Annotated in this window: 19 protein-coding genes, 2 tRNA genes and 1 pseudogene; 16 read left to right on the top strand and 6 right to left on the bottom strand. The window is 71.3% G+C overall.

Annotated elements, in window-relative coordinates:
- Positions 1 to 102: 102 nt before the first annotated feature.
- Positions 103 to 175 (top strand) — tRNA-Ala (locus tag M8I34_RS13215).
- A gap of 94 nt (positions 176 to 269) precedes the next feature.
- On the opposite strand, the gene M8I34_RS13210 is transcribed toward M8I34_RS13215, so the two are convergent.
- A complete protein-coding gene (locus M8I34_RS13210; protein WP_250049654.1) occupies positions 270 to 833 on the bottom strand; it encodes a hypothetical protein in 564 nt (187 codons plus the stop codon).
- A 31-nt stretch (positions 834 to 864) separates the two neighbouring features.
- Here M8I34_RS13210 and M8I34_RS13205 point away from each other — a divergent pair, with 31 nt between their 5' ends.
- From M8I34_RS13205 to M8I34_RS13195, 3 genes are read left to right on the top strand one after another with little or no spacing between them, the layout of a single operon-like run.
- Positions 865 to 1332, top strand: coding sequence for a hypothetical protein (locus M8I34_RS13205; RefSeq protein ID WP_250049653.1), 468 nt, complete (start codon positions 865 to 867; stop codon positions 1330 to 1332).
- A 57-nt stretch (positions 1333 to 1389) separates the two neighbouring features.
- Positions 1390 to 1638 (top strand): hypothetical protein, encoded by a 249-nt coding sequence (locus M8I34_RS13200; protein ID WP_250049652.1) that lies wholly within the window; start codon positions 1390 to 1392, stop codon positions 1636 to 1638.
- A gap of 3 nt (positions 1639 to 1641) precedes the next feature.
- Complete coding sequence (locus M8I34_RS13195; RefSeq protein WP_129296442.1) at positions 1642 to 1875, top strand: hypothetical protein; 234 nt, start codon at positions 1642 to 1644, stop codon at positions 1873 to 1875.
- Between the two features lie 362 nt (positions 1876 to 2237).
- On the opposite strand, the gene M8I34_RS13190 is transcribed toward M8I34_RS13195, so the two are convergent.
- On the bottom strand, positions 2238 to 3581 hold the full coding sequence (locus tag M8I34_RS13190; RefSeq protein WP_250049651.1) for a glycosyltransferase 87 family protein: 1344 nt from the start codon (positions 3579 to 3581) through the stop codon (positions 2238 to 2240).
- Positions 3582 to 3734: 153 nt separating this feature from the next.
- On the opposite strand from M8I34_RS13190, the gene M8I34_RS13185 reads away from it, so the two are divergent.
- From M8I34_RS13185 to M8I34_RS13165, 5 genes are all read left to right on the top strand, one after another.
- Positions 3735 to 3807 (top strand) — tRNA-Ala (locus tag M8I34_RS13185).
- 361 nt (positions 3808 to 4168) lie between these two features.
- Positions 4169 to 6127, top strand: coding sequence for a protease pro-enzyme activation domain-containing protein (locus M8I34_RS13180; protein WP_250049650.1), 1959 nt, complete (start codon positions 4169 to 4171; stop codon positions 6125 to 6127).
- Positions 6128 to 6442: 315 nt separating this feature from the next.
- On the top strand, positions 6443 to 9340 hold the full coding sequence (locus M8I34_RS13175; RefSeq protein WP_250049649.1) for a leucine--tRNA ligase: 2898 nt from the start codon (positions 6443 to 6445) through the stop codon (positions 9338 to 9340).
- Between the two features lie 387 nt (positions 9341 to 9727).
- A complete protein-coding gene (locus M8I34_RS13170) occupies positions 9728 to 10483 on the top strand; it encodes a hypothetical protein (RefSeq protein ID WP_250049648.1) in 756 nt (251 codons plus the stop codon).
- A gap of 234 nt (positions 10484 to 10717) precedes the next feature.
- Positions 10718 to 11563, top strand: coding sequence for a DegV family protein (locus M8I34_RS13165; RefSeq protein WP_244414823.1), 846 nt, complete (start codon positions 10718 to 10720; stop codon positions 11561 to 11563).
- A gap of 52 nt (positions 11564 to 11615) precedes the next feature.
- Here M8I34_RS13165 and M8I34_RS13160 read toward each other — a convergent pair whose 3' ends face one another.
- Positions 11616 to 11786: a hypothetical protein gene (locus tag M8I34_RS13160; protein WP_250049647.1), complete on the bottom strand. Its 171-nt coding sequence runs from the start codon at positions 11784 to 11786 to the stop codon at positions 11616 to 11618.
- A 106-nt stretch (positions 11787 to 11892) separates the two neighbouring features.
- Here M8I34_RS13160 and M8I34_RS13155 point away from each other — a divergent pair, with 106 nt between their 5' ends.
- From M8I34_RS13155 to M8I34_RS13130, 6 genes and pseudogenes are all read left to right on the top strand, one after another.
- Positions 11893 to 12831 carry a ComEA family DNA-binding protein gene (locus M8I34_RS13155; protein WP_250049646.1) on the top strand — a complete coding sequence of 313 codons (939 nt, stop codon included), beginning with the start codon at positions 11893 to 11895 and terminating at the stop codon, positions 12829 to 12831.
- Positions 12828 to 15533 (top strand): annotated as a pseudogene (locus M8I34_RS13150) (ComEC/Rec2 family competence protein); the annotation flags it as partial. The gene M8I34_RS13155 and the pseudogene M8I34_RS13150, both read left to right, overlap by 4 nt.
- A gap of 418 nt (positions 15534 to 15951) precedes the next feature.
- The gene (locus M8I34_RS13145; RefSeq protein ID WP_250049749.1) at positions 15952 to 16755 is read left to right on the top strand and encodes a helix-turn-helix domain-containing protein; all 804 of its coding nucleotides are present in this window, start codon (positions 15952 to 15954) and stop codon (positions 16753 to 16755) included.
- A complete protein-coding gene (locus tag M8I34_RS13140) occupies positions 16752 to 18071 on the top strand; it encodes an MFS transporter (protein ID WP_250049748.1) in 1320 nt (439 codons plus the stop codon). The genes M8I34_RS13145 and M8I34_RS13140 overlap by 4 nt, the downstream gene beginning before the upstream one ends.
- A gap of 188 nt (positions 18072 to 18259) precedes the next feature.
- A complete protein-coding gene (locus M8I34_RS13135; RefSeq protein WP_250049645.1) occupies positions 18260 to 18745 on the top strand; it encodes an Rrf2 family transcriptional regulator in 486 nt (161 codons plus the stop codon).
- Positions 18745 to 19539, top strand: a complete 795-nt coding sequence (locus M8I34_RS13130) for an arylamine N-acetyltransferase (protein WP_250049644.1) — start codon at positions 18745 to 18747, stop codon at positions 19537 to 19539. The genes M8I34_RS13135 and M8I34_RS13130 overlap by 1 nt, the downstream gene beginning before the upstream one ends.
- An 81-nt stretch (positions 19540 to 19620) precedes the next feature.
- On the opposite strand, the gene M8I34_RS13125 is transcribed toward M8I34_RS13130, so the two are convergent.
- On the bottom strand, positions 19621 to 19905 hold the full coding sequence (locus tag M8I34_RS13125) for a hypothetical protein (RefSeq protein ID WP_374210904.1): 285 nt from the start codon (positions 19903 to 19905) through the stop codon (positions 19621 to 19623).
- Between the two features lie 174 nt (positions 19906 to 20079).
- On the opposite strand from M8I34_RS13125, the gene holA reads away from it, so the two are divergent.
- Entirely contained in the window at positions 20080 to 21063 is a 984-nt protein-coding gene (gene holA / locus M8I34_RS13120; protein WP_250049643.1) for a DNA polymerase III subunit delta, read from the top strand.
- A gap of 427 nt (positions 21064 to 21490) precedes the next feature.
- Here holA and M8I34_RS13115 read toward each other — a convergent pair whose 3' ends face one another.
- Positions 21491 to 22405, bottom strand: coding sequence for a hypothetical protein (locus tag M8I34_RS13115; protein WP_250049642.1), 915 nt, complete (start codon positions 22403 to 22405; stop codon positions 21491 to 21493).
- Between the two features lie 757 nt (positions 22406 to 23162).
- Positions 23163 to 23429, bottom strand: a complete 267-nt coding sequence (gene rpsT / locus M8I34_RS13110) for a 30S ribosomal protein S20 (RefSeq protein ID WP_244414831.1) — start codon at positions 23427 to 23429, stop codon at positions 23163 to 23165.
- Positions 23430 to 23751 lie beyond the last annotated feature (322 nt).

The following is a 23751-nucleotide window of genomic DNA, read 5'->3' as shown; positions in this document are numbered from 1 at the left end:
CGGCCCCGGCCGACTGGATTTCACATCTGGGCAGGTCGCAGGCTAAAGTTCTTCTTGTTCGCGGCGCCGCCGGGGGAAACCCGGGGGAGCGGAACAAGGCCCGGGGCTATAGCTCAGTTGGTAGAGCGCCTGCATGGCATGCAGGAGGTCAGGAGTTCAATTCTCCTTAGCTCCACAACCCGGAAGATCCCGCCTCCAGACGGAGGCGGGATCTCTGCGTTATACGGGATCCCTCACCACACGGAATCGCTCACCGGCCGGGGTCGTGGTCAGCGCTCCGCGGGCGCGCCGCCGCTGCGCTCCCATCGCTGCTCCAGCTCCGCGCGGGCCCGGGAGGCGGGCCGCAGATGCTCGGGGCAGCCGATCAGCGGATCATGGATGCCGCGCAGCGCCTCCGTCAGCTCCCGGCTCTCCTCGTCGGCCGGGGTGTAGACGACGATCCGGGTCTCCGGGACGCCGCCCACCGCCAGTGACGTCGAGACCAGCCGTATCTCACCGACCGAGGCATGCTGGATCACCTTCATGCGGTTCCGCGGCGGCGAGACGTCCCCGGCCTCCCACAGCCGCGCGAAATCCGCGCTGACCCGCGACAGCCGCCCGATCAGCGACTCCCACGCCGGCTCGCCCACATGCCGGCCGTACGAACTGCGCAACTGCGCCACGAGGGCGGGGAACTCCTCGTCGCGGTTGAGGATCGTGCAGCAGCAGGGAGGTGTGGTGAAGAGCTGCCACAGGACGTTGCGGGCTGGACCGCGCGCCAACGCGACGGTGGGGAAGACCTCTTGGTAGGCCGTATTGGAGGCCAGGACGTCATAACGGGCGTTGTAGACCACCGCCCTCCACTACAGCGCGCTGCGCACCGGGTTGACGTTCGTCCCCACGGCGCTCGCCTACGGGGCGGTGGGGCTGTGGTGGCGGCGGCTGCCCCGACGGCTGCATCCCTTCCTGGTCCCGGGCGGGTTCGTGGTGGTGTCCGCCGCGCTGGTGGGGATCGGGCCGGCGTTCAAGGACGGCGGGGCCGGCGGCGGCGTCTGGCTGTTTGTCGCGTACGGCGCCATCGGGGCGGGCCTCGGTTTCGCCCACAGCCCCAGTCTTGCCGCCGCGTTGGGGTCCGTACGTACGGAGCACGCGGCGGATGCGAGCGGTCTCGTGGTGACCGTCAACCAGGTCGGACTGCTGCTGGGGACCTCCCTTTTCGGGACACTCTTCCTTAATCGGCTGGCGGAGGCGGGAGCCGGTGCGCCGTCGCGGGCACTATGGGGGAGCATGCTCGCGCTGGCGGGTGCGGCGGCGGTGGGCGGGTCGGCCTGGATGACGAGAAGGCGGACCTGACCCGGTCCGTGGTCCGTGGCAGAATCGGACGGCGCCGGCAGGGGAGGAGAGATCGCGATGCCCACGAGCATCCTCGAGGAGGTCAATGACCTGCTCGAAGTGGCCGAGGCGCAAGGTTATGACTGGTTGCCGGAATATGCGCTCCGCTTCACCTGCCCTGTTGACGGCCCCCTCCCCTCGGGCAGCGGCACTGACGGTTCCGCTCTGCAATGCCCCTCCTGCCGCTCCTCCCATGTGGCGCAGGTGCTGGGTGCCAACGGTGGCATTTCCTTCGTTTGTACGGCCTGCGGCCACAGTTGGAGCTGATGGATGGGCGCCCACAGCAGGAAATGTGACTGGTGCGGCAGCGGTACGCCGATCGTCCGTGACATGGAACCGGTCAACGCCGAATACCAGTACTGGTGCGAGGAATGCGCCCGCGCCCTGGTCATAAAAGGCGACCCCATCGAGACCTACCGTGAGCTCGACGGGGAGCCGATCTACGGGCGGCTGCTGGACGAGCACTGCACGCTGAAGCGTTTCTACTCGTTCGCGACGGCCTGAGCGGGGGCGTGGCGCGGGGCGTGAGCGAGGCCGTGAGTGAGGGTGTCCCCCGTGGAGGCGGAGGGGGGTGTCCGCCCGGTGCGGCGTCCGTTTTCTCTGGCTGACGCAGACTCGGGCAACCCTCGGGCGGTACAGGACAGTTCGCTCCAGAATCGGGCAGTATCGGTCAGGGGTGAGCGTTCCCGAGCGGCTGCGGGCAGTCTCGAGCAGTCTCGAGCGGTTTCGGTCAGGCGGAACGGCCGTCGAGGGGCGCGCCGTTGTGACACATGTGCGACTCTCACCACTCCGTCCCGCGGCTCAATCCCGCAGCCCCACTCCGCAGGCCCACCCCACGACTCAATCCCGCAGTGAGGGCAGCCGGTTCATGTGCCACTCGCGGTATCGGCAGGCCGGGGCTCGCTGTTCCGCCCCGGTCGCCCGCCGGGCCGCCACAGCCGGGCCGCGGTCAGTGCCAGCAGCGCAAGACCGGCGATCGGATAGACGTCGGAGAGCAGTATCTGGGCGCCGTTCTGGTGCAGTTCCTCGTGGTGGTGCCAGCGGTGCGGCACCCACCACAGCGCGAACGAGCAGAACAGCAGGCCCAGGGCCACGGTGGCAGCCCACCAGCGGCGGGCGGCGGTGCCGCTCCGCCGTAGCGCCTCCGAGCCGAGCAGGATCACCATCGGTACGCACCACACCCAGTGGTGGGACCAGGAGATCGGACTGACCAGGAGAGCGGTCGCGGCGCAGGCGACGGCCGCCCAGGCGCGCTGCCCGCGCAGCAGCGATCCGGCAGCGAGCGCCAGACCGAGGGCCGCGGCCGGAACGGCGACCACGATCCAGGCGGTGCCCGCATCGTGGGTGTGCAGCAGCCGGGCGAGGGCGCCGCGCAGCGACTGGTTCGCGGTGATCTCCACCTCACCGACCCGGTCGGCGGCGAAGACGATCTCGGTCCAGAAGCGGTGCGAGTCGCGTGGCAGCGCGAGCGCGGAGAGGAGGGCGGTGGCCAGGAAGGTGCCGGTGGCGACGGCGGCCTGCCGCAGCCAGGGGTTCCAGGCGGCGCGCGCCCCCGCGCCGGAGCGGAGCAGCTGCCCGGCGCGGACGGCGCCGGTCACGGCGAGAAATACGGCGAACAGCGCCGGGGTCAGCTTGAGGCCGGCCGCGATACCGATACCGATGCCCGCGAGCCGGTGGGTGTCCTTGCGGGTCAGGTCCCACAGCACGAGCGCGGCGAGCAGAAGGTTGATCTGGCCGTAGCGCAGCGTCGTCCACACCGGCTCGCACCACACCAGCAGCGCCGAGACCGCGAGGGCCGCGGCCGGCCGGGGGAGCCTGCGGGGCCGGCCGGCCAGGCGCAGCGAGAGGTGGACGACGGCGACGAGCAGCAGGAGGTTGCCGACGGTGGCGAGGGTGCGCATCTCCGGGACGCCGAGGAGGGTGAGCGGGGTGAACAGCAGCGCCGCGAAGGGCGGGTAGGTGTTGGGCAGGTGCGCCGAGGTCGCCACCATGTCGTAGAGGGACTCGCCGTTGCGGACGGTGAAGCCCTCGGCGCGGTAGACCATGAGGTCGAGCATCGTCACGTGCGCGAGGCGCTGCACGACCCAGAAGACGGTGAACGAGACCAGGCAGGCGAGGGCCGCCGCATGGGTCGGATACCGGCGGACGAGACTCCTGCCGGGGCGGGCGCCGCCGGGCTCGGTGGGCGCTTCCAGCTCCAGCGCGGTCACGGCGTACGGCTCCCCTGGACGAATCGGACACAGATCGCCGACAGTACCGCGCGTCGCGCCGAGGGGCCCCGGGCAGAACGATTTGGCAGAAGCCGGGGAGGTCCGTGTAATGTAGGCGATGCCGCAGCGGGGAACCGGGCGGGAACAGAATACGGGGCTATAGCTCAGTTGGTAGAGCGCCTGCATGGCATGCAGGAGGTCAGGAGTTCAATTCTCCTTAGCTCCACAGTGAACAGAGCGGGTCGTCCGATGCGGACGGCCCGCTCTGTTGTGCGTGTGCGGGGCCAGGGTGTCCCGGCCGTTCGCGCCCGGCGGGGTTCGTCCGGGATTGCGCTGATTTCCGGTCAGTGAGCCGTCCGTTATGGCGAGTTGAGTGTTCGCTCCACGCCCCTTCCTGGTCCGTGCTTGCCATTCCTTGGTCTCTTCTTGGTGCTCGCATGCCCCTGACATGAACGGTTCACCGAAAGAGTGACGCATCGCGCGAGCGTCACATCCCGCGCATTCACCGCTCGTGCGGTGCCGCGCGCCCGCGCACCGGCGCGGCGCGGCACCCCGCGGCGCACCGCATCGCCACAGCAGGGGGTTACATGAGATCAAGCCGCACCAGATCACTGCGCGCCCGCGCCGGTCTGGCCTGGGCAGCGACGCTGCCGCTGGTCGCCGGTGCGCTCGCGCTCGGCGCACCCGCCGCCGACGCCGCGGGCCACGACGGCGGACGGCACGCGCTGGCGGGCACCAAGCCCCTGTGGGCCACCCGGCAGGCCGACCAGGGCGCCACCTCCGCTTCCGCGGCCGTCACCGCCCGCGTCTACCTGGCCGGCCGTGACGCCAAGGGGCTCGCGGACTACGCCCGGGCCGTGTCCGACCCGCACTCCGCCGCGTACGGGAAGTACCTGAGCCCCGCCCAGGTGCGTGCCCGTTACGGTGCCACGCACGACCAGATAGCCAAGGTGACCGGCTGGCTGAAGAAGTCCGGCCTGACGGTCACCGGCACCACCAACCGGTATGTGACGATCACGGGGGACGCGGCCGCCGCCGAGCGGGCCTTCGCCACCGACCTGCACAACTACCGCAAGAACGGCCACACGTACCACGCCCCGTCGGCCACCGCCTCCGCGCCCGCCTCGCTGGCCGGCGCGGTGCTGACGGTCACCGGTCTGAACAACGCGCCGCGGATGGCCGAGCACCACTCCAGCGAACTGCCGCCGCCGGAAGGGGTCTTCCGCAACTCCGGCCCGTTCTCCTCGTACTACGGCTCCAGGACGGACAAGAAGCTGCCGTCCGCCTACGGGGGTAAGGCGCCGTACGCGATCAAGGGCTACACCGGCAAGCAGCTGCGGGCCGCCTACGGGGCGAAGAAGTGGACCGGCAAGCACGTCACCGTCGCGATCACCGACGCCTACGCCTCGCCGACCATCGCCCAGGACGCCGGCAAGTACGCCGCCCGCAACGGTGACCCCCGCTACCGCCGCGGCCAGCTCTCCCAGGTGCTGCCCGCGGACTACACGCACATCGAGGACTGCGGCGCGGCCGGCTGGTACGGCGAGGAGACCCTGGACGTCGAGGCCGTCCACGCGGTCGCCCCCGACTCCGACATCGTCTACGTCGGCGGCGCCTCCTGCATGGACGACGATCTGCTCGACTCGCTCGGCAAGATCATGGACGGGCACCTCGCCGACATCGTCTCCAACTCCTGGGGCGACATCGAGGCGAACGAGACCCCGGACGTGGCCGCCGCCTACGACCAGCTCTTCCAGCAGGGCGCGGTGCAGGGCATCGGCTTCTACTTCTCCTCCGGCGACAACGGTGACGAGGTCGCCAACACCGGCACCAAGCAGGTCGACACCCCGGCGAACTCCGCCTGGGTGACCGCGGTCGGCGGTACCTCCCTGGCCGTCGGCAAGCACGACGCCTACCAGTGGGAGACCGGCTGGGGCACCCTGAAGGCGGCGCTCTCCAAGGACGGCAACGACTGGACCGGATTCCCCGGCGCCTTCAACGGCGGCGCAGGAGGCGGCACCAGCAAGACCGTCGGGCAGCCCTTCTACCAGCGCGGCATCGTGCCGGACGGGCTCGCGAAGGCGAACGGCGGCGGCGCGATGCGCACCGTCCCGGACATCGCCGCGGTCGCCGACCCCAACACCGGCTTCCTGGTCGGCCAGACCCAGACCCTGCCGGGCGGAAAGCTCGGCTATGACGAGTACCGCATCGGCGGCACCTCACTGGCCGCGCCGGTGATCGCGGGCGTCCAGGCGCTCGCCCAGCAGGCCCGGCACGGCGTCGCCATCGGCTTCGCCAACCCCGGTATCTACCAGCGCTACGGCACCGCCGCCTACCACGACGTCACCGACCACCCGCTGGGTGCCGGCCGTGACCTGGCGGTCGTCCGCGTCGACTACGTCAACGGCGCCGACGCCGGCGAGGGCACCACGACCTCGCTGCGCAGCCTGGGCAAGGACAGCTCCCTGCATGCGGGCGTCGGCTATGACGACGTCACGGGCGTGGGCTCGCCGGGCGCCGGATATGTCAGCTCCTACCGCCCCTGACACCGGGGCACGGCACCGCCTCCCCGCGCCGTCCGCGGCCCCGGTGGAGCGGCGGTAGGGGCAAGGGGTAACGGGGGCGGGGCCCGTGTTGGGGGAATCCTCAGCGCGGGCCCCGTACGCCCTGCGGTACCCTGACGCCATGCGTGCCGTACGCCTTCTGCTTAGCGGGCCGCGCTGATCAGTACCGACGGATGACAGAACCCGTCGGAATCGGCGCGGCGTCCCCTCCTGTGCGAGGGGTCTTTTTGTTTCCGGCGTGCCGGGGATTTTGGCGCGTTTCCGCAGGCAGAGACGATCGATGGAGCTTTGAGGACGATGAGCGAGACGACTACCGCTGCCGAGACGGCAGCGCCGCACCGCTATACGGCCGCGCTGGCCGCCGACATCGAGGCGCGCTGGCAGGACTTCTGGGAGACCGACGGGACCTACGAGGCCCCGAACCCCCAGGGGGAGCTGGCCGGCGACGCCGAGCTGGTGGCCCGCCCCAAGAAGTTCATCATGGACATGTTCCCCTACCCGTCGGGTGCCGGTCTGCACGTGGGCCACCCGCTGGGCTTCATCGCCACCGACGTATACGCCCGCCACCAGCGCATGACGGGCCACAACGTCCTGCACACCCTGGGCTTCGACGCCTTCGGCCTGCCCGCCGAGCAGTACGCGGTGCAGACCGGCACCCACCCGAGGGTCTCCACCGAGGCCAACATCGTGAACATGCGGCGCCAGCTGCGCCGCCTGGGCCTGGGCCACGACCAGCGCCGCTCGGTCGAGACGATCGACCCGGCGTACTACAAGTGGACCCAGTGGATCTTCCTCCAGATCTTCAACTCCTGGTACGACCCGGAGGCGGACGCGGCCCGCCCGATCGACACCCTGGTCGCCCAGTTCGAGGCCGGCACCCGCCAGACCCCCGACGGCCGGCCCTGGAGCGAGCTGACCGCTCTGGAGCGGGCCAACGTCCTGGGCGAGTACCGCCTGGCGTACGCCTCGGACGCGCCGGTCAACTGGTGCCCCGGCCTGGGCACGGTGCTGGCCAACGAGGAGGTCACCGCCGACGGCCGCTCCGAGCGCGGCAACTACCCGGTCTTCAAGGCCAAGCTGCGCCAGTGGAACATGCGCATCACCGCCTACGCCGACCGGCTGCTGAACGACCTGGACGCGCTGGACTGGCCGGAGGCCATCAAGCTCCAGCAGCGCAACTGGATCGGCCGCTCCGAGGGCGCCCGGGTCGACTTCCCAGTGGGCGACGACAAGATCACCGTCTTCACCACCCGCCAGGACACCCTGTTCGGCGCGACGTACATGGTGCTGGCGCCCGAGCACCCGCTGGTCGCCGGCTCCGACAACGGCTCCGGCACCGGCTCCATCGTTCCGGACGCCTGGCCCGAGGGCACCCACGACGTCTGGACCGGCGGACACGCCACCCCGGCCGACGCCGTCGCCGCGTACCGCAAGCAGGCCGCGTCCAAGTCGGACGTCGAGCGGCAGGCCGAGGCCAAGGACAAGACCGGCGTCTTCACCGGCGCCTTCGCGACCAACCCGGTCAGCGGCGAGCAGGTCCCGGTCTTCATCGCCGACTACGTCCTGATGGGCTACGGCACCGGCGCGATCATGGCCGTCCCCGCGCACGACAGCCGCGACTTCGCCTTCGCCCGCGCCTTCGAGCTGCCGATGCGCTGTGTCGTCGAGCCGTCGGACGACCGCGGCACCGACCCCTCGGCCTGGGACGACGCCTTCGCCTCGTACGACGCCAAGATCGTCAACTCGTCCGGTGAGACGGTCTCGCTGGACGGCCTGGGCGTCGAGGACGCCAAGGCGAAGATCACCGCCTGGCTGGCCGGCCAGGGCATCGGCGAGGGCACCGTCAACTTCCGGCTGCGCGACTGGCTGTTCAGCCGGCAGCGCTACTGGGGCGAGCCGTTCCCGATCGTCTACGACGAGGACGGCGTGGCGCACGCGCTGCCCGAGTCGATGCTGCCGCTGGAGCTGCCCGAGGTCGAGGACTACTCCCCGCGCACCTTCGACCCGGACGATGCCGACACCCAGCCGGAGACCCCGCTGTCCCGCAACGAGGACTGGGTCCATGTCGACCTGGACCTGGGCGACGGCAACGGCATCAGGCGCTACCGCCGCGAGACCAACACCATGCCCAACTGGGCGGGTTCGTGCTGGTACGAGATGCGCTACCTGGACCCCGGCAACGCCGACGCGCTGGTCGCCCCGGACATCGAGCAGTACTGGATGGGACCGCGTGAGGGTCAGCCGGCCGGCGGCGTCGACCTGTACGTGGGCGGCGCGGAGCACGCCGTACTGCACCTGCTGTACGCCCGCTTCTGGTCCAAGGTGCTGCACGACCTGGGACACGTCTCGTCCTCCGAGCCGTTCCACAAGCTGTACAACCAGGGCATGATCCAGGCCTTCGTCTACCGGGACAGCCGCGGCATCGCCGTCCCGGCGGCCGAGGTCGAGGAGCGCGACGGCGGCTACTACTACCAGGGCGAGAAGGTCAGCCGCGTCCTGGGCAAGATGGGCAAGTCCCTGAAGAACGCCGTCACCCCCGACGAGATCTGCGCCGAGTACGGCGCGGACACCCTGCGCCTGTACGAGATGGCGATGGGCCCGCTGGATGTGTCGCGGCCGTGGGACACCCGGGCCGTCGTCGGCCAGTACCGCCTGCTCCAGCGCCTGTGGCGCAACGTCGTCGACGAGGCGACCGGCGAGGTCACCGTCGTCGACACCGAGCCGGACGAGGACTCCCTGCGGGCCCTGCACAAGGCGATCGACGGTGTCACCCAGGACATGGCGAACCTGCGCTTCAACACCGCCATCGCCAAGGTGACCGAGCTGAACAACCACCTGACCAAGGCGGGCGGCCGGGTTCCGCGCACCGTCGCGGAGCGGCTGGTGCTGCTGATCGCCCCGCTGGCCCCGCACATCGCCGAGGAGCTGTGGCACAAGCTGGGCCACACCGGCACCGTGGTGCACGCGGACTTCCCGGTCGCCGACCCGGCGTATGTCGTCGACGAGACCGTGACCTGCGTCGTGCAGATCAAGGGCAAGGTGAAGGCACGCCTGGAGGTCGCCCCGTCGATCTCCGAGGCGGACCTGGAGGCGGCGGCACTGGCCGAGCCCGCCGTGGTCGCGGCGCTGAACGGCGCGGGCATCCGGAAGATCATCGTCCGGGCGCCGAAGCTGGTGAACATCGTCCCGGCGTAGGCCGCTGTGGGGCGCCCGGGGACGGTCCCGGGCGCCCGGGGATGAGGTTTCGGGGGGCCGAGGTCGAGGGGTCGGGCGCCTGGGGGCGAGGTTTCGGGGGCCCGAGGTCGAGGTTTCGGGGGTCGTGGCGCTCGGCGGGGCCGGGGGCGCGTGCCGGTGGGACTTCGGTGCCGCGGCGGCCGTGCGGGCCGGCGCCATTCCGGGCGTGCGGCCTCGGGGTGCGGCCCCGGGCGCGCGGATGTGGTGCTTCACGGGCGCCATGGGTGTTTTCCCCTACGGGCAGGTTGGGGGGTCGTCCGGAACCCGTGACCGGCCCTGGCCGTTTACCGTGGAGGTACAGGGGCGCGGGCGAGGAACCGGCGCCGCCGAGACGTCTGGGGAGAGCCCATGGAAGCTGCTGTTGCCGTCTTCGGGCTGCTCTTTGTGCTGTTCGTCCTGGCAGGGGTGTTCGTCACGGTCAAGGCCGTGAAGGCGGCCAAGGCCGGTGTGGACCGGACGGTCGCGCAGGCCCGCAGAACCGTCGAGGACACCACCCTCCGGGCCCGGCAGTTCGCCCAGCCCGGTGTGGTCGGCGAACTGGCACAGCTGCGCCTCTCGCTGCGCACGTCCATGCGCGCCACCCAGGAAGCGCTCCACAGCGGTTCCTCGGAGGATGCCTCCCTCAGCGAGGCGATCGGGCTCTTCGAGCGACTGAGCGTCCATGGCCATGAGCTCGACGATGAACTCAAGCGGCTCGAACGTGAGCCTGACCGGGCCACCATCGCCGACCGGCTCCCGGAATTCCGTGAGCGGCTGGAACGGATCACGCACTCCGCGGAGTCGCTGCGCTGGGCCGCGCGCGACCGTGCCCGCAAGTTCGCGGACGACGATCTTGCCTCGCTGAGCGACCAGATCGATGTGGAGTCGGGAGCGCTGCGCCACTGGACCCGGGTCGAGGGCGCCGAGGACCCGCTGCGGGAGCCCGTACAGGAGCGCCGCCCGGGGCAGGGGCAGGCGCAGGGGTCGGGCCAGGCTTCGGCCGGCAGCGGCAACTCCTGGGGCCCGGACTCCGAGGACCCGCCGGCGATCACCGCCCAGGACCCGCGCACCCAGCCGTCCTACCCGTGGCAGAAGGCACCGCGGACGGAGGAGACGACGACGTGAGGCTGTGAGCCCGCGAGACATCGGCGGGGTGAGGGGTGGGGTGGGGGCGGGGCGGGGCCCCGGGGGAGACCGCGGTGAGGCCGGGAGCGGCGAGTATCGGCGAATCTGCGAGGATCTGAGGGCCGGGACAGCGTATTTTCCGGGGGCTCTTGGCAGAGCCTTGGGGAAACCTGGAAGATCTTGGGGAGGGGCCCGCACTGTGCGGCGCCGAGATCCCCGGATAACCTCCCAGTCATGTCCCGCCATGTCGCGATCGTCACCGATTCCACGGCCTACTTGCCGCGGACGGCTGTCGAGCGTCACCGCATCACGGCCGTTCCGCTGACCGTCGTCCTGGGGGACCGGGCCCTGGAAGAGGGCACCGAGATCTCCGCGAGATCCGTCGCCCAGGCGCTCCAGAAGCGCCGGCCCGTGACGACCTCCCGGCCCAGTCCCACGGTGTTCGCGGACACGTACCGCAAGGTCGCGGCGGCCGGCGCGGGCGGCATCGTCTCGCTCCACCTCTCCTCGGAGATCTCCGGCACCTACGACGCGGCGGTGCTGGCGGCCAGGGAAGCGCCGGTACCCGTACACGTCGTGGACACCGGGATGGTCGCGATGGCTCTCGGCTTCTGCGCCCTCGCCGCCGCGGAGACGGCGGAGGCGGGCGGGGACATCGACGAGGCGGTCGCCGCCGCGGAGAAGCGCGCCGCGGGCACCTCCGCCTACTTCTACGTCGACACTCTCGACTATCTGCGCCGTGGCGGCCGGATCGGCACGGCGCAGGCGCTGCTCGGCTCCGCGCTCGCCGTCAAACCGCTCCTGCAACTGGCCGACGGGCGGATCGAGCTGCTGGAGAAGGTCCGTACGGCGTCCAAGGCCATCGCACGGCTCGAGGAGATCGCCGTGGAGCGGGCGGGCGGGGGCCAGGTGGACATCGCGGTCCACCATCTCGACGCGGCGGAGCGTGCGGAGGCCCTGGCCCAGCGGCTCCGGGAGCGGGTGCCGGGGCTCCATGAGCTCCATGTGAGCGAGGTCGGCGCGGTGATCGGCGCGCACACGGGGCCGGGGCTGCTGGGGGCTGTGGTGTCGCCGCGGTGAGAGCGGCGGTCGGTTTGCCCTGTGGGTGACGGAGTTATCCACAACTGGGGCGTCATCCACCGGATGTGCGGCGACGCGGCGAGATCTGCGCGAGGTGCTTAGCGTCGATCGGTATGAACTCCTCTCGATCCGCGTGGATGGCTTCGCCGGCCTGGTCGACGGTTTCCGGCCCGTCAGGTGCGTCGGCCTTGTCCGCGCCGCCGCCTTCGGCGTTCTCCTCCAACTCGCCTGCTTCATCTGCTTCGTTGGCTTCTTCGGCTACCGCGGCTGCCTCGGCTGCGTCGGTTTCTTCGACTTCTTCGACTTCTTGGGCTTCGTCCCCTGCGTCGGTGCTCGCCGCTCCCGCCGGTCCCTTGGCTCCCGCCCGTGCGTCGGAGCGGCGGGAGGGGGAGCGTGAGCGGGTGCGGGCCCGGGTCGCGGCGATCTTCGGCGATCCGGGTGCGGTGGCCGGGGCGGGGCCGCCGGGTCCTGGGCATGATCCGCCGGGGCCCGGGAGCGATCCGCCGGGGCCGGGCCGCCGGGAGCGGGCATGGCTTGCGGTGCGTGAACGGCTCCCGCTCTGGGTGCAGTTACGCTGCGGCACCGACCCGAAGGCGCTCGTCGCCCTGGTCCTGGTGCTCGTGGTGGCCGTGGGATTCGCCGTGCAGCACTTCTGGACCGGTCGCGCCGAGCCGGTACGGGCCCCGGCAGCCGAACGGTCCGCGGTGACGGGCGGCCCCGGGCCACGCTCACCGTCGCCGCCGTCCTCGTCCTCGTCTGCCGCTGCGGTGGCGCATGGTCCGCCGGGCGGTGCGGGGCGGCAGCTGGTCGTCGATGTCACGGGCAAGGTCCGGCACCCGGGAATCCACCGGATGCCGCCGGGGTCGCGGGTGATCGATGCGCTACAGGCCGCGGGCGGGGTGCTGCGCGGAGCGAGCACCCGCGGGCTGAACCGGGCGCGCCCGCTGACCGACGGCGAACAGATCGTGGTGGGCGCGGCCGGTGCGGCCGGAGGCGGTGCCGGTCCCGCCGGTGCGGGGGGCGGTGGGTCAGGGGGTGGGCTGCCCAGTGCCGGCGGCGGCCAGGCCGGCCCGGCAGGTCCGGTCAGCCTCAGCACGGCGACCGAGCAGCAGCTCGACTCCCTGCCCGGAGTGGGGCCGGTCCTGGCCCGGCACATCATCGAATTCCGTACCCAGCATGGCGGGTTCACCTCGGTGGACCAGCTCCGCCAGGTGACCGGCATCGGTGACCGCCGCTTCGCCGATCTACGTCCCCTGGTGCAGCCATGACCGGTGCCCGCGCCACCGTTCACGCCGCGGCGGAGTCACCGCACGGCGCCTCGGACCCGCATCAGGAGGGCCCGGCCGATCTGCGGCTGGTCGCGCCCGCACTGGCGGCCTGGGCGGGCGCGGTGATCAGCCTGGGCGCTCCCGGCGGGGGAGTGGCGGTGGCCTGTTGCGGGGCTGTAGGGCTCGCGGTGTTCGCGTTGCGGGTGGCCGTGGCGCGACGCAGGGCGGAGCGAGTCCCGGAGGAGGCGGAGCGTGCCTCGGAGGAGGCGGAGGAGGCGGAGGAGGCGGAGGGGAGGGAGGGGGCGGAGAGGGACGTCGTCGGGCCTCGGGCCGACACCGCCCGGCGAATGGCGGGGGCGCGCCGTCCCCGCTCTCCCCGCCGCTGGTCCGCAGGGGCGTTCGTGGCCCTGGCCGCGGTGCTGCTGTGTGCCGCGGCGGGGGCTGCGTCGGCGGCGCTGCATGCGTCGGATGTGCGGCGCGGGCCGCTGCCGGCCCTGGCGGAGCGCTACGCGGGGGTCACGGCGGAGCTGGAGGTGACCGGCGATCCACATCTGACCCGCCCCAAGGTGCGAGGCTCCCAACGGACGCCCCCGGTACTGGTGTTCACTGCCGAGGCCGTCCGCGTCACGGCACCGGACGGTGCGATCACTGCCGTACGCACGCCGACGCTGGTGGTCGTACGGCAACGCGGAGGCGGCGGCGATGAGCGCGGCCCCGAAGCTCGCGGGAGCCTCGCGTCGGCATGGCGCGGGCTGCTGCCCTCGACACGTATCCGGGTGGTGGCGCGCGCCGTACCGCCGCTGTCCCCGACAGACGAGGTTGCCGCCGTGCTGCGGATCACCGCCGATGCGCCGCCGGTCAAGGTCGGTGCGCCGTCCCCCCTTCAGCGGCTGGCGGGACATCTGCGTGCCGGGCTGCGGGAGGCCACCGACGGGCTGCGTCCCGATGCCCGAGCGCTGTTGCCGGGGCTCGTGGTGGGGGACACCTCGCGTGTGCCGCCGGATCTCGACGACGCCTTTCGTGCCACCGATCTGACGCATCTGCTGGCCGTTTCCGGCAGCAATCTGACGATTGTGCTCGCCCTGCTGATCGGGCCGCCCCACCTCGCGACGCGCGCCGAGCGCCGCGGGCTGGCGCCGCGTCTGGGGCTGTCGCTGCGCGGCACGGCCGTCGTCGGCGGCGCGCTTGCCCTCGCCTTCGTCGTGGTGTGCCGTCCGGACCCCAGCGTGCTGCGGGCCGCCGCCTGCGGCCTGATCACCCTGCTGGCGATCGGCACCGGCCGCCGCCGCTCGCTGCTCCCGGCCCTCGCCGCGGCGGTGCTGCTCCTGGTGCTCTACGACCCTTGGCTGGCCCGTAGCTATGGCTTTCTGCTGTCCGTCCTGGCCACCGGCGCACTGTTACTGCTCGCGCCGCGCTGGAGTGCCGCGCTCCAGCGCCGTCGGGTGCCGCCCCGGATCGCCGAGGTGATCGCCGCCGCGGCCGCTGCCCAGGCGGTCTGCGCCCCGGTCGTCGCCGTATTGGCGGCCCGGGTGGGCCTGGTCGCGGTGCCCTGCAATCTGCTGGCCGAACTGGCCGTGGCTCCCGCGACGGTGCTCGGCTTCGCGGCCCTCGCCGCCGCCCCGGTCGCCTTGCCGGTCGCCCAGGCGCTGACGTGGTGCGCGGGCTGGCCTGCCGAGTGGATCGCCGGCGTCGCCCGTACAGGCGCAGCGCTGCCGGGGGCGGAGTTCGACTGGCCGGGCGGCTGGACCGGTGGGCTGGTGCTGGCGGCTGCCACGGTGGCCCTGGTGCCGGTCGCCCGCCGGGTGCTGCGCCGCCCCTGGCTGTGCGCGCTCTGTGTGCTGGCGCTGATTCTGGCGGTGTGCCGCCCCGCCCCGATCACCCGTGTCCTCACCGGCTGGCCACCGCCGGGGTGGCGGGCCGTGGTCTGCGACGTGGGGCAGGGCGACGGCTTGGTACTGGCGGCAGGGGACGGTACGGCGCTGGTGGTGGACACGGGGCCCGAGCCCCACGCCATCGACCGCTGCCTCAACGACCTGGGGGTTCGGCGCATCCCCCTTCTCGTCCTGACACACTTCCACGCCGACCATGTGGACGGGCTCCCTGGAGCGCTCCGCGGCCGCTCGGTCGGTGCGATCGAGACCACGACGCTCCAGGACCCGCCGGGGCAGGCGCATTTCGTGCGTACTACGGCTGCCGCGGCCCGGGTTCCTGTCGTCCGGGCCGAACCGGGCGAGCGGCGTCAGCTGGGCCCACTCACCTGGGAGGTCCTCTGGCCACCCGCTCCGCCCGACATACCAGTCCCCGGCAGCCCCACCGACCCCAACAGCCAACCGGCCGGCCTCGACGCCGTAGAGGGCCCCAACGACGCCAGCGTCACCCTGCTGGTCCGTACTGGCGGGCTGACCCTCCTGTTGCTGGGTGACCTCGAACCACCCGCACAGCGGGCACTGTTGGCGGCCCATCCGGAGCTGGGCGGCGTCGATGTCCTGAAGGTGGCACACCACGGCTCCGCCAACCAGGATCCGCCGTTGCTGCATCGGCTTGCCCCGCGCCTGGCCCTGATCTCCTGCGGCGCCGACAACCCGTACGGCCATCCGGCGCCCCGCACCATCACGGCACTGCGCGCCCAGGGCGCCCGGGTCCTGCGGACGGACACCGACGGAGCCATCGCGATCCTGGGCACAACGGCCAGGCTGTCGGCGACGGTCAGCGGCCACCGAATCAAGGTCCGCCTGGCAGGCGGCCGGAGAACCCGGACTCGTCCGGGCGGCGGCCGTCGACCCGGCGGCGGTACATCCGGCGGCGGTGAGGCCGGCCGCCGTCGACCCCAGGCGCGGACGGTCGGCAGCCGTCGCTCACGTGCCCGTGCCCGTGCCCGTGTCGGCCCCGGGGCCCTTCCGGTGGGCAAGCGCCGGAGCAGACGCCGCCATTGGCGCCCATCGCTGCCCGTTCGGCCGCTCCCGGCTCGCCTTCCCGGTGGGCAGGTGGCGTTCGCCGGAATTCTGCGGCCGGCGCAGGGCACAGGCCTGCCCCAGAAGCATCCGGCAGCCCGTCGCCAGAGATTCGTCCGACGCCCCGAAAACCCTTGTAAAGGAACCTTTCTAAAGGTAGCTTTACATCATGGCGAAGGAGAAATCAGAGCGGTCCACGGAGACCGAACCGGTGGGGCCCGACGCGGTGGGCGAACTGCGGCCGCAGTCGGAGCCGTTCGCCGACTGCACTCGGCTCTCCGATCCGCGTGCGCTGCGCGCCTATGCCCACCCCACCCGCATGGAGCTGGTCGGGCTGCTGCGTCGCGAAGGTCCGCTCACCGCCACCCGCGCGGCCGAGCTGACGGGGGAGTCCGTCGCCAGTTGCTCGTACCACCTGCGGATGCTCGCCAAGTACGACCTGGTGGAGAAGGCCGAGGGCGGACGGGGGCGGGAGAAGCCATGGCGGGCGACGGCACAGTTCACCGGCTGGCCGGAATACTCCGACGATCCCGACGTCTTCGAGGCCTCCACGGCCCTGAACGTCGCCCTTGCCGAGAACTACTTCGCCAAGATGACGCATGCCTTGGAGCAGCGCGCCGCCCTGCCCCGCGCATGGCAGCAGGCCGAGCAGTACGGAGATGTCTCGCTCTATCTCACCGCCGACGAACTCACCGAACTCGACGAACGTGTAACGGAGTTGCTCAGTCCGTATGTGGGCCGGTTGCAGGACCCGGAGTCGCGGCCGGCCGATGCCCGGCTGGTGAGCTTCCTGCGGGTCGCCTTCGTCCGTCACCTCGAGGCGCGGAGCGGCAGCGCATCTCGTGCCGAGGACGGAGATCCGGGCGGCGGCGGGCCGGCAGCTGGAGCTGGCGCCGCAACCGCGGGCAGTTCCTCGGCTCACGACTCAGCCGTGACCGAGGGCTCGAGCCCGGCCAAAGGCGGGGCCTCATGAGGCCGTTAGCGAGCCGGGTCCCCGCCCTCCTACGGGAGCGTGCCTTCCGCCGCTACTGGACGGCTCAGTCCGTCTCCCTCATCGGCGATCAGATTTCCCTCATCGCCATCCCGCTCGTCGCGGTCCTCGCCCTGGGTGCCGACGCTGCCGAGATGGGCCTGCTCAAGACCGCTGAGCTGCTGCCCGCCCTGCTGCTGAGTCTCCCGGCGGGCGCCTGGATCGACCGGCGGGCCCGGCGGCGCCGGATCATGATCGCTGCCGATCTGCTGCGTGCACTGCTGATCGTCTCCCTGGCCCTCGCGTACGCCGTGGGCGCGCTCACTCTCGCCCAGCTCTACGCCGTCGCCTTCATGGTCGGTGGATGCACCGTCCTCTTCGAGATCTGCAATGCGACCCTCTTCGTCTCACTCGTTCCCAAGAGCCGTTTCGTCGCGGGCAATTCCCTGCTCAACGGCAGCCGCGCGATGGCCTTTGTCAGCGGACCCGGCGCGGGCGGTCTGCTCGTCCAGTTGCTCGCCGCGCCGGTGGCCCTGCTCGCCGACGCACTGACCTTCCTGTACTCCGCCGCGCTGCTGGCGCGTATCGCCCCGACCGAGCCGCCGCCCGCACCGTCGGCCAAGGGCTACGTCACCGAGGGACTGCGCTGGGCGCTGCGGCATCCCACGATGCGCGCGATGTTCGCCGCCTCCGGGACGGTGCAGTTTTTCAATCTCATGTTCCACACCCTCTTCGTGCTCTACGCCACCACTGAACTCGGTTTGAGCGCGGGCCTGTTAGGGACGGTACTGGGGAGTGGCGCGATCGGCGGACTCATCGGTGCGGCGGCCGCGGGACGAGTGGTGCACCGTATCGGCATCGGTCCGACCATCCTCCTCGGCTACGCCGCCTTCACCGTGCCGCTCCTGCTCGTTCCGCTGGCCGCCGGTGCCACTCCACTGGTCATCGCTCTGCTCTTCCTCGCCGAGTTCCTCTCCAGCGTCGGTGTGATGCTCGTCGACATCTCCTCCGGCTCACTGCTCGCCGCGCTGATACCGGACGCCCTGCGCTCTCGCGTCGCCGGTGCGTCCCGCACCCTGAACTACGGCTTTCGCCCCCTCGGGGCGATGGCCGGCGGCGCACTCGGCACGGCTGTGGGGCTGCGTCCCACTCTCTGGATCGCCACCGTCGGAGCCGCCCTCTGCCTTCTGTGGCTGCTGCCCTCGTCCGTCCCCCGAATACGCACCCTTCCGGGAGCCACCACGAGCCACGAGCCTGCACCCGGGCCGGACCCCACCCCCTCCGTACACCTCCCTGAACGCACGGGCGAAGCCACGTAGGGCGGTGTACACGAACAGCCGCGTGGGACCGGGGATCCTGCTGCTCCGCAGGCGGGAGGCGGCGGGCAGTGCTGTGCAGAGGGCCCGATGGGTCATGCAGGCGACGCCGGAAGGGGGATTGCGGAGGGCGGATCGCGGGTGGGCGCATCGCGCAGAGGTAATGAACCAGGATCTGTAGACTCCAGATTATGAGGATGAGTGAAGGCGTCGAGTGGGGCCTGCACTGCTGTGTGACGCTGGCCTGGCTCGAAGGGGAAGGGCCCGTGTCCACCGCTCGGCTGGCGGCTTCGTTCGAGTTGCCTGCGGCCTACCTGAACAAGCGGCTACAGGCGCTGGTTCGGGCCGGGATCCTGAGCTCCACGCCAGGCGCGCGGGGCGGCTTCCAGTTGGCGCGGCCGCCGGAGCGGATCACGCTGATGGATGTCGTCGCCGCGATCGAGGGCACCGAAGACGCCTTTCGCTGCGCCGAGATCCGTCAGCGGGGGGCCGGTGCCGAGGCCTCCGGCAGGGAGTTCGGCAGGCCCTGTGGAATCTCCACGGCGATGCGCAAGGCCGAGCTGGCCTGGCGGCGTGAGCTGGCCGCGCAGACCCTCGCCGACGTCATTGCCGCAACGCCCGCCTCGGCGGTCGAACGGACCCGCCGCTGGTTCGCCTCGGAGAGGACGCACACCTGATGGACACCGCTGCCGCTGATGCCTACCTCGCCCGGGTCGGCGCCGCCCGCCCCGCGGCCCCCGATGCCGACGCGCTGCATGCTCTGCACCTCAGCCATCTGCGTACCGTCCCCTTCGAGAACCTCTCCATCCACCTCGGCGAAGAGATCGTGCTCGCGGAGCAGCCGCTGCTGGACAAGATCGTCGGCGCCCGGCGGGGCGGCTTCTGCTACGAGCTCAACGGCGCTTTCGCCATGCTCCTGGGCGCGCTCGGTTACGAGGTCGACCTGCTCCCCGGCCGCGTGTTCGGCGCCGACGGGCCCGGGATCCCGTACGACCACCTTGCGCTGCGCGTCCGGACGCCGAGCGGGCCGTGGCTTGCGGACGTCGGCTTCGGCAGGCACAGTCACTTTCCGCTGCGCTGGGACAGCCGGGCCGAGCAGCCCGATCCCGGTGGTGTGTTCCGGATCGAGGAGACGGGTGAGGGGGACCTCGATGTGCTGAGGGACGGCGCTCCGCAGTACCGCCTCGAGCAACGTCCGCGTGCCTACACGGACTTCGAGGCCGGCTGTTGGTGGCACCGAACCTCGCCCAAGTCGCATTTCACCCAGTCCCTGGTGTGCTCCCGGCTGACGGAGACCGGCCGGGTCACGCTCTCCGGCCGTACGCTCGTGACGACCGGGGCGGACGGTGCGCGGGATGAGCGCCAGGTGGGCGAGGACGAGGTCCTCGCCGTCTACCGGGAGCAGTTCGGGATCGTCCTGGGGCAGGAGCCCGTGGTCGGCGGGGTGCGGACGCCCGGGAGCGGCGCTTAGACCCGTGGCTCGTGGCTCGTGGTCCGTGGATCGTTGTGATGCGGCCCGTCGTCACTCGGCTCGTCGCCACGCGGCCCGTCGTTACTCGGCCTCGCGCCAGCCCTCGTACTCGGCCGCGAGGTCGTGCAGCCGCGCCGGGTCGTGGGCGGCGGCCGGGTCTTCGACCACGACCAGCCACTGCGCATCCTCGGCGTCGTCCTCACCGGCCAGGGCGTCCCGTACGAGCTGGGGCTCCTCGGCGACACCGAAGCGTTCGGTCAGCGCCTCGGCGACCTCCTCCGCTGCGTCGCGGTCAGGAAGGACCAGTACATGCCGTACGTGTGGTGGGTGTGGGGCAGCATCATTCACCCGGCCATTGTCCGACAGGGGGGTGGTGGTCCTGTCCGGCAGGGGGCACCAAAGCCGTCCGGGGCGGAAGTTGTGGAAGCGGTCCGGGATTCGTTTTGGAAGTGGACCGGGACAGGTCGTCAAAGCGGTCCGGGACGGGGCGGCAAAGCGGTTCGGGGCGGGTTGTCAGTGGGGCGTGGGATGCTGGACGCGATGGCCAGGAAGACAGCTCAAGACGACCCGCTCGCCCCCGTCACGATCGCGGTGGGCCAGGAAGACCTGCTGCTGGATCGTGCGGTGCAGCAGGTGGTGGCGGCTGCCCGGGCGGCGGATGCGGACACCGATGTGCGCGACCTCACCCCCGACCAGCTCCAGCCCGGCACCTTGGCCCAGCTGACCAGCCCCTCGCTCTTCGCCGAGCGCAAGGTCGTCGTCGTGCGCGCCGCCCATGATCTGTCCGCGGACACCATCAAGGACGTCAAGGCGTACCTCGGCACGCCCGCCGAGGAGATCACGCTGGTGCTGCTGCATGCCGGCGGCGCCAAGGGCAAGGGCCTGCTGGACGCTGCCCGTAAGGCCGGGGCGCGGGAAGTGGCCTGCCCCAAGATGACCAAGCCGGCCGACCGGCTGGCCTTTGTGCGGGGCGAGTTCCGGGCGGTCGGGCGTTCGGCGACGCCGGAGGCCTGCCAGTCGCTGGTCGATGCGATCGGCAGCGATCTGCGTGAGCTGGCCTCGGCCTGTTCGCAGCTGACCGCCGATGTCGAGGGCACGATCGACGAGGCCATCGTCGCGCGCTATTACACGGGGCGGGCCGAGGCGTCGAGCTTCACCGTCGCGGACCGTGCGGTCGAGGGCCGCGCCGCCGAGGCGCTGGAGGCACTGCGCTGGGCGATCGCCACCGGAGTCGCCCCCGTCATGATCACCAGTGCGCTCGCCCAGGGCGTCCGCGCCATCGGCAAGCTGGCCTCCGCCCCGCGCGGCGCCCGCCCCGGCGACCTCGCCCGCGAACTCGGCATGCCGCCCTGGAAGATCGACCGCGTACGGCAGCAGATTCGCGGCTGGTCGGCGGACGGCGTGGCCACGGCACTGCGCGCGGTGGCGGCGGCCGACGCCGGGGTGAAGGGCGGCGGGGACGATCCGGAGTACGCCCTGGAGAAGGCCGTCGTGGCGATCGCCCGGGCGGCCCGGTCGCGGTGAAGTAGGTGCGGTAGTAGCCGCGGGCTCGTCGGCAGGCAGGGGTGGGTTCGCTTGCCGGCAACGAGGCGGCCGTCACCCAGCTCTGTCCTCACCGCCCCCGGCTTTACGGCGTTCCGTCCCCATCGCACGTCGGCCGTACGGGGTTCCGTGCTCATTGCTCTCAGGCCAAATTGCGCTCCGCCCTCACCGCACGCCGGCCGTACGGCGTTCCGCCCTCACCGCACTCCGGCCGTACGGCGCTCCGCCCTCACCGCAGGGCCTCAGCGCGATCAACCGTCAGGCGGTCGGCTGCTCCTGCGGTCCGATGCCTCTGGTTCGCTGCCCTGCGGTCGGCTGCTCCTGCGGTCCGCTGCCCCACGGCCCGCTGCCCCCGCGGTCCGTTCGATTGCCCCCGAGGCCCGTTCCAGTACCCCTTGCGGTTTCACCCTCACCGAGACCGTGAGTTCTGGAGTCGCTTGAGTGTCTCCGTCGCGCTGGTCTTCAGCATCGTGGCCACTTCGGTGGCCGTCGGCTGCTTGCCGCTGCTGCTGCCGCTGCTGCTCGACGCATAGCTCGACCACGTCGACTGGTACGTCATCCAGCCGTCCCGGACGCCGAGGATCACATACGAGCTGTTGCTCGTGCCGCCCTCGTCCTTCCGGGTCACCAGGTAGGCCTCGTCGCCGAGTCCCGTCACGGCCTCGACCCGGTAGCCGACCGAGGCGTCCTGCTTCTCGTACGAGCGGTAGCCGTCGGCGAACTCCGGCGCGGGGTCGGCCCCCCGGTGCAGCGTGGCGGTGTTGTAGAGCCAGGTCGAGGAGTAGGCGGAGCTGCCAGCGTTCTCCTGCTCGAACGAGACGTTGCACGTCATCGTGTCCAGGGTCTTGAGCTGGGTGCCGCTGTGCTGCGGGTTGGCGTCCTTCGAGGTCGTTCCGGTGTTCGTCTTGGTCTTGAAGTGGGCGTCTTGGAAAGGCGTCAGCGAGGTGTCCGCACACAGATCGCCGGTGTAGGCGTAGCCCGCGAGATCGGGGGTGGGCTCGGAGGAGAAGCCCCCGGTGGCGAACAGCACGGACCCCCAGATCGCGGACGCGGCGACCGCCCCGCCGACCGCCCACAGCCAGCCGGACATTCCACGGCCCGCGCCGCCGGGCGACGCTCCGGGGGCACCGATGGGTGCCCCTACGGGCGGAGCGGGTACGCCGGGTGCCGGATAGCCGTATGCGGCACCCGGCCCCTGCGGCATGGCCTGTTGTGCGTAGGGATTCTGCTGTGCGGGCACCGGATTCTGGGCTGCGGGCACCTGGCCGTACGGGTTGGGCTGTGGCGGGCCGTATGGATTGTTCTGTTCCCCCGGAATGGACATGGCGGCAGCGTAGCGGAATCCGTCGAAAGCGAACCCGGATCTGTGGCCCGGAATTTCCCCCCATGGCCGGCTTCCCGAGCCGCGTCCGCACCGCCCCACCCCCCCCGTACACAAACCGGGTCCGTTTCCGTCACGCCCCATGACGAGCCCCCGATATCAAGTGCCCCATAACGACGGCCCGACAGCAGGCCCCCTACAACAGAACTCCGCAACAAGACGCTGCCAACCCCACTACCAACCCCACTACCAACCCCACTACCAACCTCACGCCAACTTCACTGCTAACAAATCCCCACCACCACATCCCGCCACCAGATCCCCCAACAGAGATCACAACAAAGGCCCCGCACAAAGGCCCCACACAAAGCCCCCGCAACACCCCGCAACAAAAGCCCCACGTAAGCCGCCCACGCCACCCACGCCGCCCACGCCTCCCCCACACCAAAGAACCCAACAAAAGCCCCGGCGATAAAAGGCCGCAACGCCTAAAAACCAACAAAAGACCCCGCCTCGCCCCTGGGGAAGGGGCGAGGCGGGGTCTTCGTATCAAGCTGTTGCGGCTTGGTCGGCGGTTGACACCGAGTGAGCCGGGTTGCGCCGCACCCGCGTGGCGAACGCAGGCCGTGTGCGGCGCGGTGTGCATCGGTCAAGGAGCGGAGAGAGGGGCCGCTGAGTCCCTGCCGACAGGAGTACTACAGGTGTTGCGATGGACGAAGATCAGGCCTGGACCGGCCGACGATCTCCTCCGGTAGGAAGGTCAGCCCTTGAGGGACGCGACCTTCTTCGCCATCGCCGACTTCTTGTTGGCGGCGGCGTTCTTGTGGATGACACCCTTGCTGACGGCCTTGTCGAGCGTCTTGGCAGCGGCGGCCTGGGCGGTGGTGGCCTTCTGAAGGTCACCGGCCTCCACGGCCTCGCGGGTGCGACGGATCGCGGTCTTGAGAGTGGACTTGACAGCCTTGTTGCGCTGACGAGCCTTCTCGTTGGTCTTGATCCGCTTCATCTGGGACTTGATGTTCGCCACGAAAGAGCCTTTTCAGGTTCGTTGGAGTTTCGAGTGGCGCCTCGTACGTGAGAGGGCACGAAGCGCAGTGGACCAGGCTACCAGCAGGGTCTACGGCCTCCCAAACCGGACCGGACCCACCGCCCGGCAGCCCGGCCCCGGGCCCGAGCCATCCGCCCCGCGGCCGCTGACCTGCCCACCGCCCGGCAGCCCGCCCCGGCCCGAGCCACCCCCCTGGAGACCGCCCGCCTCTGGGGGCCGCCCGCCTCCGGGAGCCGCCCCCCCCAGGTGGGCGCCCCCCACCCCACGGCCCCCCCCCCCCCCCACAAAAACCCCCCCCCCC

Source organism: Streptomyces sp. MCA2 (assembly GCF_023544705.1).
GTDB lineage: Bacteria > Actinomycetota > Actinomycetes > Streptomycetales > Streptomycetaceae > Streptomyces > Streptomyces decoyicus.
This window is presented reverse-complemented; position numbering and strand designations above follow the sequence as displayed.

Excerpts from the sequence above, each read along its gene's own strand:
- M8I34_RS13200 (WP_250049652.1), top strand. The coding sequence starts at position 1,390 with ATGCCCACGAGCATCCTCGAGGAGGTCAATGACCTGCTCGAAGTGGCC.
- M8I34_RS13195 (WP_129296442.1), top strand. The coding sequence starts at position 1,642 with ATGGGCGCCCACAGCAGGAAATGTGACTGGTGCGGCAGCGGTACGCCG.
- M8I34_RS13180 (WP_250049650.1), top strand. The coding sequence starts at position 4,169 with ATGAGATCAAGCCGCACCAGATCACTGCGCGCCCGCGCCGGTCTGGCC.
- M8I34_RS13175 (WP_250049649.1), top strand. The coding sequence starts at position 6,443 with ATGAGCGAGACGACTACCGCTGCCGAGACGGCAGCGCCGCACCGCTAT.
- M8I34_RS13170 (WP_250049648.1), top strand. The coding sequence starts at position 9,728 with ATGGAAGCTGCTGTTGCCGTCTTCGGGCTGCTCTTTGTGCTGTTCGTC.
- M8I34_RS13165 (WP_244414823.1), top strand. The coding sequence starts at position 10,718 with ATGTCCCGCCATGTCGCGATCGTCACCGATTCCACGGCCTACTTGCCG.
- M8I34_RS13145 (WP_250049749.1), top strand. The coding sequence starts at position 15,952 with ATGGCGAAGGAGAAATCAGAGCGGTCCACGGAGACCGAACCGGTGGGG.
- M8I34_RS13140 (WP_250049748.1), top strand. The coding sequence starts at position 16,752 with ATGAGGCCGTTAGCGAGCCGGGTCCCCGCCCTCCTACGGGAGCGTGCC.
- M8I34_RS13135 (WP_250049645.1), top strand. The coding sequence starts at position 18,260 with ATGAGGATGAGTGAAGGCGTCGAGTGGGGCCTGCACTGCTGTGTGACG.
- M8I34_RS13130 (WP_250049644.1), top strand. The coding sequence starts at position 18,745 with ATGGACACCGCTGCCGCTGATGCCTACCTCGCCCGGGTCGGCGCCGCC.
- holA (WP_250049643.1), top strand. The coding sequence starts at position 20,080 with ATGGCCAGGAAGACAGCTCAAGACGACCCGCTCGCCCCCGTCACGATC.
- M8I34_RS13115 (WP_250049642.1), bottom strand. The coding sequence starts at position 22,405 with ATGTCCATTCCGGGGGAACAGAACAATCCATACGGCCCGCCACAGCCC.